The following is an 18,604-nucleotide window of genomic DNA, read 5'->3' on the forward strand; positions in this document are numbered from 1 at the left end:
GGGACCGTTGTTTAAGCCTTGGCGTTTTCCACCGCTTCAAGCTGTGCTTCCGTCATAGAGGCCAATTGCGTCGTCGTAAAGGCATTGAGCTGGGTTGCGTTGAGCGCGTCGATCTCTTCCGTGGTCAGGGCCGCGATGGTCGTGGTCGAGAGCCTGGAGATGGTGGTCGTGGTCAGGCCGCCGAGCTGCACCCCGGACAGGGAGCCGATCTGGGTCGCGGTCAGGGAACCGAACTGCTCGGCGCCCATGGCCCCGATCTGGGTGGAGGTGAGGATTGCCAGTTGGGCCGCCGTGAGGTTCTGCATTTCTGTTGCGGTCAGGCTGGAGATCTGGGTTTCGTCCATGGACGCGACCTGGGTCGTGGAAAGCGCCTGCAACTGCTCGGTGCTGAGCGACCGCAGCTGCACGCGGTTGAAGCCGTCGATCTGGGTTGTGGTCAGGGCCGCCATCTGCGTGGTCGACAGGGAGTCGATCTCGGTGGTGGTCAGAGCCCCGATCTGGGTGGAGGTCAGCGCGCCGAACTGGGTGGTGGACATCTTCGCGATCTGCGTCTCGGTCAATCCCTTGATGCCGTAGACCGACAGCGCCGCGACCTGGCTGGTGGACAGGGCCGCGAACTGGGTATCGGTCAGCGCGCCCACCTGGGTCGCGGTCAGGCCGCCCATCTCGGTCGCGGTCAGCATCTGCACCTGCGCGGTGGTCAGGCTGGCCAGCTGGGTGGCGGAGAGGCCGGAGACGCCGGTTTCGGAAAGGCTCTTGAACTGGGTCGCGGTCAGGCTGGACAGCTGCGTCGTGCTGAAGCCGGCGATGGCCGTGGCGGCAATGGCCCCGATCTGCTCGGTGGAAAGCGCCGCCAGCTGGCTGGTGGACAGGCCGGACAGCTGGGTCGCGGTCAGGCCGGAGATGCCCGTGGTCGAAAGCGCCGCCAACTGCCTGGTGGTCAGTTCGTCGATCTGGGTCGTGGAAAGGGCCGCGACCTGCGAGGACGTGAGCCCCGAGAGTTCCGTGCTGGTCAGGACCGCAAGCTGCGTGGCCGTCAGGCTGGCGATGGCCGTGGTCGAAAGCGCGCCCATGCCGGTGGCCGAAAGGCCGCTCAACTGGGTCGTGGACAGGGCCGCGATGCCCGTGGTCGTCAGTCCCGAGAGCGCCGTGGTCGAAAGCGCCGCCATTTCCGTGGTCGTAAGCGCGGCCAGCTGCTGGGTGGACAAGGCCGCGATCTGGTCGGCGGTCAGGCCGGAAACGCCCGTGGTCGAGAGGCTCGCGATCTGGGTCGGGGTCAGCGCCGCCAGCTGGGTCGGGGTCAGCGCGCCGATCTCGGAGGACGTCAGGCTCGCGATCTGGGTCGTGGTCAGCGCCGCCAGGCGGGTCGCGGACAGGCCCGCGATCTGGGTGGTGGTCAGCGCGCCAAGCTGCGTGGCGGTCAGGGCCGCGAACTGCTTGGTGCTCAGGGACTCGATTTCGGTCGCGGTCAGCCCGGCCATGGCCGTGGTGGAGAGGTGCGCGACCTGGGTCGTGGTCAGCGAGGCCAGCTGGGTCGTGGTCATCGCCGCCAACTGGGTCTCGGTCAGGCCCGACACCTGGGTCGTGGTCAACGCCGCCGTCTGCGTGGTCGAGAGCGCGGCCAGCTCGGTCGTGGTCAGCGCGCCGATCTGGGTCGTGGTCAGCCCGGCCAGCTGGGTCGCGGTCAGCCCGCTTATCCGCGTGGGATCAAGCGCGGCGATCTGGGTCGTGGTCAGCCCGGCCAGCTCGGTCGTGGTCAGGGCCGCGAACTGGCTATCGGACAGTCCGGCCAACTGGGTCGCGGTCAGCCCGGCCATGGCCGTGGCGGCGAGCGAAGCCAGCTGGGTGGTGGAAAGCGACGTCAGCTGCGTCGTGGTGAGGGACGCCAGTTGGGTGGAGGTGAGCCCGCCCATCTCGGTGGCCGTCAGCTGCCCCAACCGGGTGGTGGTCAGGGAAGCCAGCTGGGTCTCGGTCAAGGCGCCGATCTGCGTCGTGGTCAGCGCTTGCAGCTGCCGGGTGGTCAGCGAAGCCAGCTCGGTCGTCGTGAGCCCGGCCACGGCCGTGGTGGAAAGCGAGGCCAGCTGCGTCGTGGACAGGGCGGCCAGCTGTTCGGCGTCAAGCGCCGCCACCGCGTCGCTGGTCAGCGCCCCGACCTGGCTGGTGGTCAGCGCCGCCATTTGGGTGGCGGAAAGCGAGGCGATCTGGGTCGCGGTCATGGCCGCGATAGCGGCAGTGGAAAGCGCCGCCAGCTGCGCCACGTCCAGGACGTCCAGCTGGGTCGTGGTCAGGGCCGCGGCCTGGGTGGCGGTCAGGCCGCCGATCTGGGTCGCGGTCAGCGAGGCCAGAAGCGTGGTGGACAGCGCAGCGATGTCCTCGGCCGAAAGCCCCCGGACGGCGGCCACGGAGAGCGCCGTCAACTGGCTTTCCGACAGGGCGGCCAGCTGGTCGGCGGTCAGGGCCGTGATCTGGGTGGCGGAGAGGCCGCCGATCTGGGTCAGGCTCAACTGGGCGATCTGGGTCGCGGACAGCGCCTGCACCTGGGTTTCGCTGAGCCCTTCGATCTGGGTCGTGGTCAGGGCCGAAAGCTGCGCCCGGCTCAATGCCGCCAGTTCGGTCGCCGTCAGGCCGCTTATGGCCGTTTCGGCAATCGCCGCGATCTGCGTCGTGGACAAGGCGGCGAGCTGCGCCGTGGACAGGGAGGCCAGCTGGCTATCGGTCAGGCCGGAAATCTCGGTGGTGGTCAGGGCGGCCATCTGGGTCGCCGCAAGCCCGGCCATGGCCGTGGTGGTCAGGCCGCCGACGGCCGTTTCGGAAAGAGCGGCCACCTGCTCCGTGGACAGCCCGGCCAGCTGGGTCGAAGTCAGGGACGCCGCCTGGGACCGCGTCAACCCGGCCATGGCCGTGGTGGTCAGGCTCCCCCACTGGGTCGCGGCCAGGGACGCCAGCTGCGCCGTGGAGAGCGCCGCCATTTGCGCGGCCGTCAGGGCCGCCGTCTGCCGGGTCGAAAGCGCCGCGATCTCGGTCGCGGTCAGGCCGCTTACGGCCGTGGTGGAAAGCGACGCCACCTGGGTGGCGGCCAGCCGTTCCAGCTGGGTTTCCCGCAACGCGCCCACCTGGGTCGAGGTGAGGCTCGCCATGGCGGTCATGGTGAAGGCGTCGATCTGGGACGTGGTCAACGCCGCGATCTGGGACGTGGTCAGGTCGCCGATCTGGGTGGTGGAAAGCGCCCGGATCTGCGTCGTGGTCAGGGCTTCGATCTGGGTCTGCGTCAACGAGGCGATCTGGCTGTCGCTTAACGCCGCGATCTCGGTGGCGGAAAGCGCCGCCACCTGCTCCGTGGACAGCGAGGCCACCTGGGTGGTGGTCAGGCCGCGCATGGCCGCGGCGGAAAGCGCCGCCAGCTGCTCCGTGGTCAGAAGGCCCAGCTGGGTGGTGGTCATGGCCCCGATCTGGGTACTGGCCATGCCCGACAACGTGGTGGTGGAAAGCGCGGCCAACTCGGTTTCGGTCAGGGACGCGACCTGGCTGGTGGTCAGGGCCGAAAACTGGGTGGACGTCAGCGCGGAAAGCTGGGAGCCGGACAGGGAGGCCATCTGCGTGGCGGACAGGGCCCTCAGCGTGGTCGTGGACAGCCCCGCGATCTGCGTGGAGGAAAGCGCCGCCAGTTGCTCCGGAGACATGGCGGCGAACTCGTCGGCCGTCAGGCCGGCCATGGCGGTCACGCCGAGAGCGGCGATCTGGGTGGTGGCGAGCGTCGCGATCTGGTCCGTGTCCAGGGCGGCCAGCTGGGTGGCGGACAAGGACGAAAGCTGGGTCGTGGTCAGGGCGGCCAGCTGCGTCGCGTCGAGGCCGGAAAGCGCCGAGGCGGCAAGCGCGCCGATCTGCGCCGCGGTCAGGGCCGCGATCTGCTTCGTGGTGAATTCGCCGAGATCGGTGCTGGTAAGCGAGGCGATCTGGGTGGTGGAAAGCGAGGCGATTTGGGTCGTGGTCAGCTTGGCAATCTGGGTCTCGTCGAGGCCGGAGACGCCGTTGCCGCTCAAGGCCGCCAGCTGGGTGGTGGAAAGCGAAGCCAGCTGGGTCGTGGTCAGCGACGCCGCCTCGGTGGCGGTGAAGGCCGCAAGCTGGGTGGCGGTCAGGCCCCGCAGTTGGGATGTCGCCAGCGAAGCGATCTGGGTGGCGGAAAGACCGGCAAAGGCCTTCGTGGTCAGCGCCCCGATCTGGGTGGAAGAAAGCCCCGAAAGCTGGGTGGCGGAAAAAGCCGCCATGTCCGTCGCGTCGAGGCCGCTTACGGCGTCGGCGGAAAGCGCGGCAAGCTGGGTGGACGTCAGGGCCGAAAGCTGGGTGCTTTCCAGGGCCGCGATTTCCGTACTGGTCAGCCCGCCGAGCTGGGTGGTGGTCAAAGCGGCCATCTGCGTGACGGCCAACCCTTCCAGCGCGGTTTCGGAGAGCGCCGCGAACTGGGTCGCGGTCAGGGCCGCAAGCTCGGTCAGCGTCAGTTCGGACACGTCCGTGCTGGTAAAGCCGCTGATCTGGGTGGTGGTCAGGGCGGCCAGCTGGGACGAGGTCAGGGCCGCGACCTGGGTCCTGGTCAGGGCGCTGACGCCGGTGCTGGAAAGCGACGCGATCTGGGTGGTGGTCAGGGACGCCAATTGCGTATCCGTCAGCGAGGCCAGCGTGGTCGTGGTCAGCGCGTTGAGCTGGGTCGCGGCCAGCCCGCGAAGCTGGGAGGTTTCAAGCGAGGCGATCTGGGTCGCGTCGAGTCCGGTCAGGGCGCTCGTGGTCAGGGCCGCGATCTGGCTGGAGGAAAGCCCGTCCAGCTGGGTCGTGGTCAGGGACGCCAGTTCGGTCTTGCTGAGGCCGCCGATGGCGTCGGTGGAAAGCGCCGAAAGCTGGGTGGAAGAAAGCGCCGCCAGCTGGGTGGTGGAAAGGGCCGCGATCTCCGTGGCGGTAAGGCCCGACAGCTGGGTCGCGGTCAGGGCCGCCAGCTGGGTCGCGGTCAGCCCTTCCAGGGCGTCCTCTGACAGGGCCGCCAGCTGGGTGGAGGTCAGTGCGGCCAGTTCGGTCAGGGTCAGCTCGGACACGTCCGTGCTGGTCAGGCCGTTTACCTGGGCCACGGACAGCCCGGCCAGCTGCCGCTCGCTCAGGGAGGCGATCTGGGTGGCGGTCAGGGCGCTGACCGCGGTGGCGGTCAGTCCCCGCAATTGCGTGCTGGACAGGGCGGAAAGCTGTTCCTCGGTCAGGGCCCGGACTTCCGTTTCGGTCAGCGCGCCCATCTGGGTCTGGGTCAGGCCGTGCAGCTGGGTGGTGGAAAGCGACGCCATCTGGGTTTCGGAAAGACCGGCCAGGGCGGTGGTGGAAAGCGCGGACATCTGCCCCGCCGTCAGCCCGGCCAACTGCTCCGTGGTCAGCGCGGCAAGCGCGTCGCGGCTGAGCCCGCTTATCGCGCCGGTCGCCAGCGCCGCCAGCTGGGTGGCGGCCAGCGCGGCCAGTTGCGAGGTCTCCAGGGAATTGAGCTGCGTCGCGGTCAGGCCCCTGGCCTGCCTGGCGGTCAGCGCCGCGATCTCTTCCGTGGTCAGCCCCTGCAGGGCGTCGGTGGAAAGCGCGGAAAGCTGGGTGGAGGTCAGGGCGGCCAGTTCGGTCAGGGTCAGTTCGGCCACGTCCGTGCTGGTCAGCCCGCTGAGCTGGGTGGTGGTCAGGGCGGAAAGCTGGGTGGTGGTCAGGGCCGCCATCTGCGTCGACGTCAACACGCTCAGATCCGTGCCGCTTAAGGCCTTGGTCTGGGCCAGGGTCAGGGCGGCCAGCTGCTCCGTGGAAAGCGCGGCGGCCACCGTGGTCGTCAGCCCGGCCACCTGGGCCGTGGTCAGGCCGCGCAGCTGGGTCGTGGACAGGTCCGCGACCTGATCGGCGGTCAGGCCGGAAAGCGCCGTGGTCGTCAGGGCGGAAAGCTGGGTGGTGGTCATCGCCGCAAGCTGGGTCTCGGACAGCGCCCCCACCTGGGTCGCGGTCAGGCCGCTAACGGCGGAGGTCGAGAGGGCCGCGACCTGTTCGGCGGTCAGGCTCCCGACCTGGGTGGTGGTCAAGGCGGCGCTCTGGGTCTTGCCCAGGCCCCGCAGCTGGGTCTCGGTCAGGGCGGCCAGTTGTTCGCGAGACAGCGCCTCGATAGCCTCGGCGGTCAGGGCTCCGATCTGGGTGGACGTGAGGGCGGAAAGCACCGTGAGGGTCAGTTCCTTCATGTCCGTGGCCGAAAGTCCGCTTATCTGCGTGGCGGTCAGCGCCGCGATCTGCGTGGCGGTCAAGGTTCCGAGCTGGGTGGCGGTCAGTTCGCTCACGCCGGTGCTGGTCAGGCCCCGCAGCTGCGTCACGGTCAGGGCGGCCAGCTGTTCGGCGGTCAGATCGCCCACTGCCGTGGAGGTGATCGCCGCCAACTGGGTGGAGGTGAGCCGGGAAAACTGGGTCACGGAAAGGCTCGAAAGCTGGGTGCCGTCAAGCGCCGCGATCTGGGTGGCCGCCAGGGCCGAAATCTGCGTGGTGGCGAGCATGGCCAGTTGCGATTCGGAGAGCGAATCGATCTGGTCGGTGGTCAGGGCCGCAATCTGCGTCGTGCGCAGCGACCTCATCTGTTCGGCGGAAAGCGCTTCCAGTTGGTCCTCGCCAAGGGCCCGGATGGCCGTGGTGGTGAGGCTTCGCAGCTGGGTGGTGGTCATCGCCTCCAACTGGGCGTCAGTCAGCGCCGCAGCCTGCGTGGCCGTCAGGGCGCCTATCTCGGCGGTGGAAAGCGCCGCGATCTGCGTGGTCGTCAACTGCGCGATCTGGTCCTCGCCAAGCCCCTTGATGCCGGCGGCGGAAAGCCCCGCGAGCTGGGTCGTGGTCAGGGCCGCCAGCTGCTCGTCCGTGAACCCGGACACGGCCGAGGCGGTCAGGGCGGAAAGTTGCGTCGCCGACAGCGCGGCCAGCACGGTCAGGCTCAATTCACCGATGTCGGTGCTGGTGAGGGACTTGAGCTGGGTGGTGGTCAGCGCGGCCAGCTGGGTTTCGGTCAGCGCCTCGAGCTGCGTCGTATCGAGCTGGCTTATGGCCGTGCCGGTCAGCGCCTTGAGCTGGTTGAGGCTCAGCGACGCCAACTGGGTTTCGTCCAGGGACTCGATGACGGTCTGCGAAAGCGAGGCCATCTGCACCGCGCTCAGGCCGTCGAGCTGGGTGGTGGTCAGCACCTCGACTTCGGCGGCGGTCAGGCCCTTCAGCTGGGTCTTATTCATGGAGCCGAGCTGGGTTTCGCTCAGGGCGGCGAATTGCTCGGTGGACAGGTTGCCGATGTCCGTGCTGCTCAGGCCCCGAATCTGGGTCGTGGTCAGCCCGGCGATCTGGGTGGTGGTCAGGGCCGAAATCTGGGTGTCGGCCAGCGCCCCGAGCTGCGTGCTGGTGAGCCCGGCCATCTGCGTGGCCGAAAGCAGGGCCACCTGCTCTTCGCTGAGCCCGGCCAGGGCGGCGGCGGTGATGTACTTGATCTGGGTCGCGGTCAGCGCGGCCAGCTGGGTCAGGCTCAATTCGCTGATGTCGGTGCTGGTCAGGGACTGGATCTGGGCCGTGGTCAGGGAGGCCACCTGGGCGATGGACAGGACCGTGAACTGATCCTCGCTGAGGCTACTCAGCGAGGCGCCGGAAAGGCCCTTCAGCTGCGTTTCGGTCAGCGCCCCCAGTTCGTCGGCGGTCAGGGCCTTGGCCGCCTTGGTCGTCAGGTAGGCCAGCTGGGTCGCGGTCAGCACGCCGATCTGGGTCGTGGTGAGAAAGGGAATCTGATCCTCGGTGAGGCCCCGTATCTGCGCGCCGCGAAGGACCGACAGCTGTTCGGTGGTCAAAGCCTGGATCTGGGCCGTGGACAAAAGCGAAACGCCCGTGACCGAAAGCCCCGTCAGGGCCGTGGTGCTTATGGCGGCGATCTGGGTGGTGGAAAGGGCCGCGATCTGCGTATCGGCCAGGACCGAAAGTTCCGCCTTCGTCAACCCGGCGATCTGGGTCGTGGTCAACGACGCGATCTGTTCCTCGCTGAGGCTCTTGACGGCCGCCGCGTTCAGGGCCGCGAGTTGGGTGGACGAAAAGACGGACAGATCGTCCATGGACAGCTCATCGATATCGGTGCCGGTCAAGCCGCTGAGCTGCTTTTGCGTCAACGCCGCCAACTGGGTTTCGGTCAGGGCCTCGAACTGCGTCATGGTCAGCACGCTGACGCATTTGCTGTTGAGCCCCTGTATCTGCGTTTCGGTCAGCGACGCCAGCTGGGTTTCCGTCAAGACGGCGGCCTGGGTCGTTTGCAGGTACGCCAGCTGGGTCGCGGAGAGGCCGGCCAGCTGGGTCGTCGTCAGGTACGCCATCTGCTCCGTGGTCAGATACTTGATCTGCGCGTTGGTCAACGCCCCGATCTGGGTCTGGGACAAGGCGGCGATCTGGGTATCGGCCAGACTGGAAACGACGTCCTTTGTGAGCCACCGGAGGGCCGAGGTATCCAGGGCCGCGATGTTTTCCGCCGACAGATATTCCGCCTGGGCCGTGGTCATGGAGGCAAGCTCGGTCAGGGTCAGGGCGGCCGCCTGGGTGGTGGACAGGCTCGCGATCTGCTCGGTCGTGAGGTATCTGAACTGATTGCCGGTCAGGGAGGCGATCTGCGTCGTGGAAAGCGCGGCCAGCTGGGTGGTGGAAAGCGCGGCGACGCACGTGGTGGAGAGGTAGGTGAACTGCTTTTGCGACAGGGCGGACAGTTGCGTCGTGGAAAGGGCCTTGAGCTGCGTCGCGGAAAGCGAGGCGATCTGGGTCGCACGCAGGGCCTGCATCTGCGTGGTGGCCAGGGAGGCGATTTGCGTGGGCGTGAGCGCCGCGACCTGGGCCCGCGTCAGCTCCGTGATGTCGGTTTCGGTCAGCCCGGCAAGCTGGGTGCTGGTCAGGGAGGCGATTTCCGTGGTGGTGAAGGTCGACACCTGGGACCGCCCCAGGCCGGAGAACTGCGCGGCGCTCAAATTGACGATCTGATCCACGGTCAGGGCAGCGGCCTGGGCCGATGTCAGCCAGGACATTTCCGTCGTGGTGAAGGCTTCGACCTGCGTTTCCAGCAACGCGGAAAATCCGGTGGCGGCCAGGCTTCGAAACGCCGTCCGGGACAGATTCGAGATTTCCTCTGCGCTGTACGATGTGATGAGTGATACAGTCACGTTGGATTTCTCCTTGCCTTTTGTATTGCATGGCAGCGATGCGCTGCCCGACTTGTCCTTGTTGCCGCCATGGTCGCCCAATGCCGACATGCAGGAAATTTCTTCCCGGCAACGGTTAATGTGCAAACTTTAAACCATATTTTATCAAACAAAATAAGTAACTTAAAAACAAGCTCAATCCGGCGGGCTGCAAAAATTGCCGTTTGGAAAGGTTTGCCGTCAGCGGCAACCGAGGGGAAGGTGGGAGAAGAGGAAAGGACGCCGGTCCGTATCGCGGTCAAAGCAAGGCCGTCGGAAAAATCCGGCCGGGGCCGCCTGGCCGGCCGAGCGGATGGGCCCAGCCCCGACCAAGCGGGCTCAGCTCGCTTCGAAGGGCAACTCCAGGCAAAACAGGCTGCCGACGCCTGGCGTGCTCTCCGCCGTGACGCGCCCGCCGTGCAGCCCGGCCAGCGCCTGGGCAATACTGAGCCCCAGGCCGGCCCCGCCGAATTCCTTGCTCAAAAAATCCTCGGCAATGACGAAGCTGCGAAAGATCTCGGCCAGCTTGTCCGGGGCGATGCCCACCCCCGTGTCGCGCACGCAAAAGCGCAGCCACCGCCGCCAGGGGGTGCGTTCTTCGGGATTTTCCCGGGCGTCCGCCGGCGTGTCCATGGGGGTCGCGGTCAGGACCACCTCGCCCTGATGCGTGAATTTGACCGCGTTTTCCAAAAGATTGACCAGGGCCTGGACCAGCACGGCCTGGTCGCCGACCACGAGCCGGGGCATCTTCGGGGCGATGTCCACCCGCAACACGAGCCCCCTGGCCGCGGCCTTGCGGGCGAAAGCCGCCGTCAGGGCCTCCAGGGTGTCGAACAGGTCGTAGGGTTTCGGCGCCAGGACCAGTTTGCCGGCTTCCAGCCGGGACAGCTCCATCAGGGCGGTTAGAAGCGACAGGAGGCGGTTGGCGGAGACCTTGAGATAGGCGGCGAATTCCCGCTGCTGCGCGTCGAGTCCGCTTTCGGCCAACAGTTCGATCATGCCGTGGATGCCGTTGAGCGGCGTGCGCAATTCGTGGCTCATATTAGCCAGAAAGGCGGTTTTGGCCCTATTGGCCGCTTCCGCTTCCTCCTTGGCCCGCAGCAAATCGGCCGTGCGCGCCGCGACCATGGCCTCGAGCACCTGCTGCTGCCGGTAGAGCTTCAGGTGGGCCATGACCCGGGCCGCGACCACCGAGGGCTTGAAGGGCTTGGTGATGTAGTCCACGGCCCCCAGCCGCAGCCCCCGCTCCTCGTCCTCGCCGGCGCTCAGGGCCGTCACGAAAATTACGGGGATATCCCTGCGTGCGGGGTTTTCCTTGAGACGCCGGCACACCTCGTAGCCGTCGAGATCGGGCATCATGACGTCGAGCAGGATAAGGTCCACGGTCAGGGAGGAGGCGAGCAGCTCCAGCGCGTCGAGCCCGCCGAGAGCGATGCTCACGTCGTAGTCGCCGCGCAGGATCTCGTTTAACATCATGAGGTTGTATTCCTCGTCATCCACCACCAGAATCCGAAAACGTGGTTCAGACATGCGAAGACTCCTTACGGCTGCGAAACGGCGGGGGCCAGGGCCTGGCGTTCCGCGTCGCAATCGGCATGGGCGAGGGAAATTTCGCGGATACGATCCTCCTGGCCGAGGAAAATGGCGACAATGGCCGGGTCGAAATGGGTCCCCCCGCCCTGGGCGATGATTTCCAGAGCCTTCGCATGGGGCATCGGGGCCTTGTAGACGCGCTCGCTTATGAGCGCGTCGTAGACATCCACCACGGCCATGATGCGCCCGGGGATGGGGATGGCCTCGCCGACCAGGCCCTCGGGATAGCCGGTCCCGTCCCAGCGCTCATGGTGGGTATAGGCGATGTCGCGGGCCAGGCTCAGAAACGAATCGCGCCCCAGGAAGTTCTCGGCCCGGGTCAGGATATCGCGGCCGTGCACGGTGTGCAGCTTCATGGTTTCGAATTCCTCGGGCGTCAGCTTGCCGGGCTTGAGCAGGATGTTGTCGGGAATGGCCACCTTGCCCACGTCGTGCAGCGGGAGGGACTTGTAAAGGACGTCGATGGAGACGGTTCGAAAGAAATCGGCATAGGCGGGCAGAAGCTCCATCTTCCTGGCCAGGAGCCGGGCCACGCGCTGGGTGCGCCGGAAGTGGCCGGCCAGTTCGTTGTCCCGCGATTCGGCCAGGGCGGCCAGGCTCAAAATGGCCACGTCCTGGGTGCGCACGACCTCCCTGGTCCGCCGCCGCACTTCCTGCTCCAACCCGTCCTGATACGCCTTGAGGCGCAGGTGGTTGCGCACCCGGGCCAACACCACCGGCGGCCGCACCGGCTTGGTGATGAAGTCCACGGCCCCGAGTTCCAGGCCCCGGGTCTCGTCGCGGACGTCGTCGAGGGTGGTCACGAACAGCACGGGGATACGCCGCGTGGCGTCCATGGCCTTGAGCCGACGACAGACCTCGTAACCGTCCATGCCCGGCATGAGGACGTCGAGCAGGATGCAGTCCGGCCGAGGCACGTTCGTGGCGACCTCCAGGGCCTCGGGACCGTTAAGCGCCGCCAGCACGGTGTACTCGGGGGCGAGGATCTCCCGCAGAATGAAGATGTTGTCCGGGGTGTCGTCGACAACGAGCACGCGCTTCTTTTCACTCATGCGCCGCTCCCGGGACGCTTTGCGACAGGCGCGCCTCCTCGCCCAGCCTGTCGCGCAGCCTGTCGGCCTGGGACCGGGCCGCCTTGAAATCGAGTTTCCGCAAGGCGTCGGACAGGGCGGCGACGCCGTCCGGGTCGCGGCGACGGGCTTCGGGCGCCAGGGCGGCGAACACATCCAGGGCGCGGGTGTCGCTATGGGCCAGGGCGTCGACCAGCTCGCCGGCAAGCGTCAGCAGCGCGTCCCGGGACAACGGTTCCCCGGCCGCCTCCAGCGGGGACGAGGACGTTTCCGGCGGCGGCGCGCCGAGGTAGGCGGCGATTTCCTCCTGCGCCGCGGCAAGTTCCCGGTCGAGCCGTCCGATCAGGGCGTCGCAGTGCTCCGGCCTGTCCCTGATGCAGGCCTCGACGTCGGCGGCAATGGCATAAAGCGCCATGGCCCCGATATTGCCGGCAACGCCCTTGAGGGTATGGGCCTGCCGCCGCGCCACGGCCGTGTCCCCCGCCCCCAGGCGCTCGGTGATCGAGGCGGCGATCTCGCTGAATTTTATAGGGAATTCCCCAAGGATCTTGCGGTACAGGACTTCGTTGGACCGCACGCGCGACAGCCCCAGCCGGACGTCGAGGCGCGGTCGCTCGTCCGTTTCCGTCAGGAGCGGCACGGCCGGGGCCGCCTGCGTCCGGCCCGCGTCGGCGCCACCGCCGTCCGGGAGCAGCCAGCGGGCCAGGATGCCATAGAGCTCCGCCGGATCGATGGGCTTGCCGATATGGTCGTTCATGCCCGCCTCCAGGGTCTTGCGGCGATCCTGATCCATGGCGTGGGCGGTCATGGCGATGATCGGCAGGGCCGCATGGGCGGGGTTGGCGCGGATGCGGCGGGCGGCTTCCAGACCGTCCATCACCGGCATCTGCACATCCATGAGCACGGCCGCGTAGGCATGGGCATCGACCATGTCCACGGCCTGCGCGCCGTCCTCGGCCACCTCCACGACGAGGCCGGCCCCTTCGAGCAGCTCCCGCGCCACCTGCTGGTTGATGTCGTTGTCCTCAACCAGCAGGACACGCGCCCCGCGCGCGGCCGCCAGGCGCTCGGCCCCGTCGGCCGAAGCGTCGAAACGCCTGGTGCGGCAGGACACGCCCTCGGTGGGCACCCCGACCACGGCGGCCAGGGTGTTGAAGAGCACGGAGCGGCCCACTGGCTTGAGCAGGAAGGCGTCGACGCCGGTGTTTTCGGCCTCGCGCCGCACCTCCTCGCGCCCGAAGGCGGTCACCATGACGATGGCCGGCCGGCGCGGCAGCGACATGGCGAGGATGTGCCTGGCGCAGGCGGTGCCGTCCATGCCCGGCATCTTCCAGTCGAGCAGGACCACCCGGATGTTGTGGTCGGCGCGGGAAAGCACACGCAACGCCTCCTCGCCGCTCGCCGCCGTGGTCACGCTGAAACGCAGAGACAGCAGGACATCGCTTAGAATCTGGCGTGAATTGGCATTGTCGTCCACGACGAGCACGTGCATTCCGGCCAGGGCCTCGGCGTTTTCCGGACACTCCGCCTTCCCATCCTGGGCGACCGGCAACGTGAGGCTGAAATAGAATTCGCTGCCCTGGCCGGGAACGCTTTCCACCGCCAAGTTGCCGCCCATGAACTCCACCAGTCGATGGCAGATGCTCAGCCCCAGCCCGGTGCCGCCGTAACGCCGCGAGATCGAACCGTCGGCCTGGGAAAACGGGAGAAACAGCTTGTTTTTTTGCTCCGGCGTCAGCCCGATGCCCGTGTCGCGCACGGCAAAGCGCAACCGCGCGCCGTCCGCGAGCATCGCCTCCAGACGCACGTCCACGAGCACTTCGCCGGATTCGGTGAACTTGACGGCGTTGCCGACGAGGTTGAGCAGCACCTGGCCCAGGCGCAACGGATCGCCGACCAGCCAGGACGGCACGTCATCGCCCACGGACAGCAGGAATTCGAGCTGTTTTTCGGCGGCTCCCGGCCCCATGATATCGACAACGTTGCCGAGCACGACGTCCAGGTCGAAGGGAATTTGCTCGATGACGAACCGGCCGGCCTCGATCTTGGAATAGTCCAGGATGTCGTTGATCACGGCGAGCAAGGTGTCGGCGGAGGAGCGGATCTTGGTGAGGTAGTCCTCCTGTTTGGGCGTCAGTTCGGTTTTGAGGGCCAAGTGGCTCATGCCGATGACGGCATTGAGCGGCGTGCGGATCTCATGGCTCATGCGGGCCAGGAATTCGCTTTTGGCCAGATTGGCCTGCACCGCCTCCTGGCGGGCCGCGTCGAGCAGAAGCTGGGCGTTTCTGCGCTCGGTGATGTCCCGGGCCAGGCCCCTGCGGCCGAGAGTCTCCCCCCCGGGCGGACGCCGGGGCACGCAGCTGATTTCAAGCGACTTCTCGCCGCCCTCCCCCTCGCCGGGAAGTGTTGCCTCCCAGGTTTTGGGTGTGCCGTCGGGGGTGTCGCCGCCGGGGGGGAGGAACTGCGCCATTTTCGTGCCGAGCAGCCCTTCCGACGGCACGCCGAGCAGACTGGCCGCGCGCGGGCTGACGTAGGTAAAATACCCGTCCATGTCCGTTTCCCAGATCAGGTCGGGCGAGGTTTCGACCAGGCCGCGAAAACGCGCCTCGCTGAGGCCGAGGGCCAAGGCCGCGGCCTGGCGCTCCAACATGCGGCTGGCGTGCAGATAGGCCCCGAGAGCGCTCAGAATGAGAACCAGCGACGAGGCAATGAGATACATGGGCCACTGCTTGAAACGAACCTGGGCCAGGACGGCATCGGGCGTCAGGGACACCACCTTCCAGGTCTGCCGGAACTGCTCGGGCACTTCGCCGCGATGGACGTCGGAACCCGGCAACCTGTCCGGCGTGAGCACGATGGTGGCGAAAGTGTAGAGGCCGCCCGGCCCCATCACCTGGCCCGAGGTCGCGGCATTGATGACGCGCCACAGTTTGGGATGGCTGGCCGCGAACGTATGTCCGGCACGTTCCGGAAACATGAAGGACCAGTCGTTCTCCCCACCGCCGTGCAACCAGAAGCCTTCGTGGTTGAGCAGCATCACGGTCTGCCCGGCAAACTCCAGCCGGTTGTGCAATTTTTTGAGCAGCACGTCGCCCAGGTAATTGAGGACCAAAACAGCGGCCACGTCCCCCTTGGCATCGCGCAACGGCGCGGCGAGCCGCAACATAGGCTTGTACGGCAGTTCCAGTTTGCCGAATTCCATATTCAGGTCGAGGGGGGATGTATAGATTTGTCCGGGAGGGAGATCGACGGAATTCTTAAAATAATACCGGTCTGACTTTATTTGCAGTTCATTGCCCGGGACCACCCAGGGCTGGCCGTCCTTGCTGTTGATGCGCAGGATTTCCTGGCCGTCCTTGGTGAGCAGACGCAATTGATCGTATTGTGGATTATCCTTTGCAAAAAGAAGATAAGACGCCTTGACTTCACCCAGAGTCTCCGTATCAGGCTTCTCCAAAAAATGGACAACCGTCCTTCGGTGCATCAGTTCATAGAAGTCCTTAAAAAGCGTTCCCATCTCATACGAAACGAGTTCGGCCACATACTTCAGCTTTATCTGTTCAATTTCCTTGAATAGCTTTTCCCTGTTCGATATATCTATATATATCACGAAATATAAAATGGCGATCAACACAGTGGATAGCGGAATGAATCGCACCAAGAATGGCTTTACGACTTTTCTGGATAACTTCATCCCCACCCTCCCCTCGTTTGACGACATCCGTCAGCCGGCCCTGCATTCTCCCTGTCCCGCATCGCGTCCGATGCCTCGCACCGGACACGACACCTATTTTTCACCTATAGAATATTTGGAACCAGTCCACAACACGTTCCGGAAAAAATCGCCGTTCCAAAGGCCGGATTCACCGGTAAGAGGCGGAAAAGACCCGAACGGCGAAGCCGCCGGGGCCGGTTGCCAACCGTAAAAACGATATAGGGGAAAAGGAGCGACAGGCCTGAGAGGACAACAGGCACGGCCCTTCGAAAAGCCGCCCGAACCGTCTCGTCACGGTGCGGGCAAAGCCCGGAAAGCCTCCGGATCGAAAGGAGCGGACGGCACGGGCCGGGCCGGCAAGCCGGTCCACCTTACCTTCCCCCCGCTTTTTTGGTAGGCTGATCCTCGGGGCGTCCCCGGAGTCAGACGGCTCCCGCTTTGGAGATACCCCGAGGACCGCCGGCCAGGCCGGACCGAAGCGCCAGGAAGCTGCCTATGGAACGCACCATCTATCCCCCCCTGTCCCAGGACCACATGGACAACATCACCTTGCAGTGGCGGCGCTTCCAGGCCGACGCCCCGGTCGATCCGGAAATGGTGCGGCCCATGATCCATGCCTCGTGGCAACGCTGCCGCCAGGAAAAGCTTCCGGCCGACGACATGCCGCTTTGCCCCATCGACGCCACGGCGCTCGCCCTGGCCACGTCCCGAAACCGCGACCTGGTGGAAAGCGCCAAGCACCTCATGGACAAGCTCGTGCTGTCCATCCACATGTCCAAAAGCGTGGTGACCCTGGTCGACACCGACGGGCTGGTGCTGCACGCCTCGGCCACGAGCCAGGACCTGGAGAACGTGCCCTACGGCGTGCCGGGGCGGCGCTGCGACGAGAAAACCATAGGCACCAACGGCATGGGCCTTTGCATCATCGAAAAACGGCCCGTCCACGTCATCGCCTCGGAGCACTACAACGCCTCGCTGCATTACCTGAGCTGCGCCGCCGCGCCCATCCGGGGCGTCGGCGGAGAACTTATCGGGGCGCTCAATCTGGCCATCAACACCGAGAACTTCCACCAGCACACCCTGGGGCTGGTGGAAGCGGCCGCCCACGCCATCGAGGAACACCTGCGGCTGCGCAGCCTGGTGCGCAACCAGAAGGTCATCCTGGAACTGCTCGACGACGGCGTCGTCGTGCTCGGCGGCGACGGGGCCATCGCCAGCATCAACCGGCAGGCCTGCGACATGCTCGGCCTGGACGACAGCCAGGCGGTCGGCGGCAACATTCGAAACTTCCTGGCCGACAGCGCGGTCCTGGATTCCATCCTGACCTGCCGCACGCCCTTCTACGACCGGGAGATCACATTTCAACTCAAAGCCGGCAGGCTGTCGTGCGCCCTTTCCTGCGCGCCGTTCGGCGATCTCGGCGTGATTCTGACCCTGCGCGAAGCCCGGCGCATGCGCAAATACGCCGCCCGGGTGGCCGGGGCCAAGGCGGTCTATACCTTCGAAAATATCGTGGGCAACGCCGCGCCCCTGCACGAGGCCCTGCGCCTGGCCCGCGTGGCCTCGGGCAGCGAGGCCACGACGCTTCTGCTCGGCGAATCCGGCACCGGCAAGGAACTTTTCGCCCAGGCCATCCACAACGCCAGCAGCCGGCGCAAGGGCCCCTTCGTGGTGGTCAACTGCGGCGCGTTGCCGCGAAACCTGGTGCAAAGCGAGCTGTTCGGCTACGTGGCCGGGGCGTTCTCCGGGGCGCTCAAGGAAGGCAGCCCCGGCAAGTTCGAGCTGGCCGACGGCGGTACGCTCTTTCTCGACGAGATCGGGGAAATGCCGCTCGAAGCCCAGGTGAGCCTCTTGCGCCTGCTCCAGGAAAGCGAGGTCACGCGCCTTGGCGGCCAGCAGGCCAAGCGCATCGACGTGCGCATCATCGCCGCCACCAACAAGGACCTGCCCACGGCCGTGCGCGACAAGGCCTTTCGCGGCGACCTCTATTACCGCCTCAACGTGCTCACCATCAGCATTCCCCCCCTGCGCCAGCGCCCGGGCGACGTGGCGCTTCTGGCCCGGGGCTTTCTGGAAAAGTTCGCCGCCACCCTGCGCAAAAAACAGGTCCGCATTTCCCGGGAAGCCCTGGACGCCCTGGAAGCCTACCCCTGGCCGGGCAATGTCCGGGAACTCGAGAACTGCATCGAGCGGCTGGTCAACATCGCCCCAAGCGACTGCATCGACATCGCCGACCTGCCCCAGAACATCTGGGCCGACATGGCCCGCGGGCCGCGCGGCAAGTCCGGCGAAGCCTCCATGTCCCTCAAGCGCGTCCAAAGAGCCCTGATCCTCGAAACGTTGCGCGAAACCGGCGGCAACTTCCGCCGCACCTCCTCCATCCTCAACATCTCCCGCACCACGCTTTATACCAAGCTCAAGCAGTACGGCATCGCGGCGGACACCTTTCGGGTGTCGTAGGGAGGGGGAGAGGAGGCGCCTCCGGCGGCCAGGGGGAAACTTTTTGAAAAAAGTTTCCCCCTGGACCCCCTTCAAAAACTTTCAATGGGGTTAAGGGGTGGAGCTTCACCCGATATGGTGAGGAAGACTTCTTCATACGGGAAGACAAGAAGCCAGTTCTTGTCCCCTGGGAGTGCGGCGGTCGATTGCATCTTGAGCCAGTGACGGGATTGCTCCCCGGACAAGATGCAGTTGGAGCTTCCCGCCCGGCGGGCCTGTACCGCAACGGTTGTTCCCCGGGCATGAGGCCTACGACCAGGGTCGGCGGATGCGAAAGAAATGGCCCCCGAGCATGAGACTTACGACCAGGGCCGGTGGATTTGAACGGGATTCCCCGAGTATGAGACAGACAACCAGGGCCGGCGGGGGGCGGGACGGGCGCGAAGGCGTATTCTTCAAATATGCGCCGCACGCGGCCGCACCGCCCCCCCCCGGCCCGTAGCCAGCCAGCCAGTCAGTCAGTCAGTCAGCTAGCTAGTCAGGCAGGCATCCGTCTCCGGCCCGCCCGG

General features: G+C 66.3%; 6 protein-coding genes. 2 read left to right on the forward strand and 4 right to left on the reverse strand.

Features of this window, described 5'->3' with window-relative positions:
- Positions 1–11 precede the first annotated feature (11 nt).
- The 4 genes from K9F62_00130 to K9F62_00145 all read right to left on the reverse strand — a co-directional run bounded on the left by K9F62_00130 (position 12) and on the right by K9F62_00145 (position 15,254).
- Complete coding sequence (locus K9F62_00130; GenBank protein UJX41151.1) at positions 12–9,200, reverse strand: hypothetical protein; 9,189 nt, start codon at positions 9,198–9,200, stop codon at positions 12–14.
- A 357-nt stretch (positions 9,201–9,557) separates the two neighbouring features.
- The gene (locus K9F62_00135; GenBank protein UJX41152.1) at positions 9,558–10,748 is read right to left on the reverse strand and encodes a response regulator; all 1,191 of its coding nucleotides are present in this window, start codon (positions 10,746–10,748) and stop codon (positions 9,558–9,560) included.
- Positions 10,749–10,759: 11 nt separating this feature from the next.
- Positions 10,760–11,863 carry a response regulator gene (locus tag K9F62_00140; GenBank protein UJX41153.1) on the reverse strand — a complete coding sequence of 368 codons (1,104 nt, stop codon included), beginning with the start codon at positions 11,861–11,863 and terminating at the stop codon, positions 10,760–10,762.
- The gene (locus K9F62_00145; GenBank protein ID UJX41154.1) at positions 11,856–15,254 is read right to left on the reverse strand and encodes a response regulator; all 3,399 of its coding nucleotides are present in this window, start codon (positions 15,252–15,254) and stop codon (positions 11,856–11,858) included. Before K9F62_00145 ends, K9F62_00140 begins: the two co-directional genes overlap by 8 nt.
- A gap of 247 nt (positions 15,255–15,501) precedes the next feature.
- Between K9F62_00145 and K9F62_00150 the strand changes: the two genes are divergently transcribed.
- Positions 15,502–15,807: a hypothetical protein gene (locus tag K9F62_00150; protein UJX41155.1), complete on the forward strand. Its 306-nt coding sequence runs from the start codon at positions 15,502–15,504 to the stop codon at positions 15,805–15,807.
- Between the two features lie 284 nt (positions 15,808–16,091).
- Positions 16,092–18,056 carry a sigma 54-interacting transcriptional regulator gene (locus K9F62_00155; protein ID UJX41156.1) on the forward strand — a complete coding sequence of 655 codons (1,965 nt, stop codon included), beginning with the start codon at positions 16,092–16,094 and terminating at the stop codon, positions 18,054–18,056.
- Positions 18,057–18,604: the final 548 nt, after the last annotated feature.

It is taken from the genome of Desulfovibrio sp. JY (assembly GCA_021730285.1).
In the GTDB taxonomy this organism is placed as follows: domain Bacteria; phylum Desulfobacterota; class Desulfovibrionia; order Desulfovibrionales; family Desulfovibrionaceae; genus Solidesulfovibrio.

Excerpts from the sequence above, each read along its gene's own strand:
- K9F62_00135 (UJX41152.1), bottom strand. The coding sequence starts at position 10,748 with ATGTCTGAACCACGTTTTCGGATTCTGGTGGTGGATGACGAGGAATAC.
- K9F62_00140 (UJX41153.1), bottom strand. The coding sequence starts at position 11,863 with ATGAGTGAAAAGAAGCGCGTGCTCGTTGTCGACGACACCCCGGACAAC.
- K9F62_00150 (UJX41155.1), top strand. The coding sequence starts at position 15,502 with ATGGCGATCAACACAGTGGATAGCGGAATGAATCGCACCAAGAATGGC.
- K9F62_00155 (UJX41156.1), top strand. The coding sequence starts at position 16,092 with ATGGAACGCACCATCTATCCCCCCCTGTCCCAGGACCACATGGACAAC.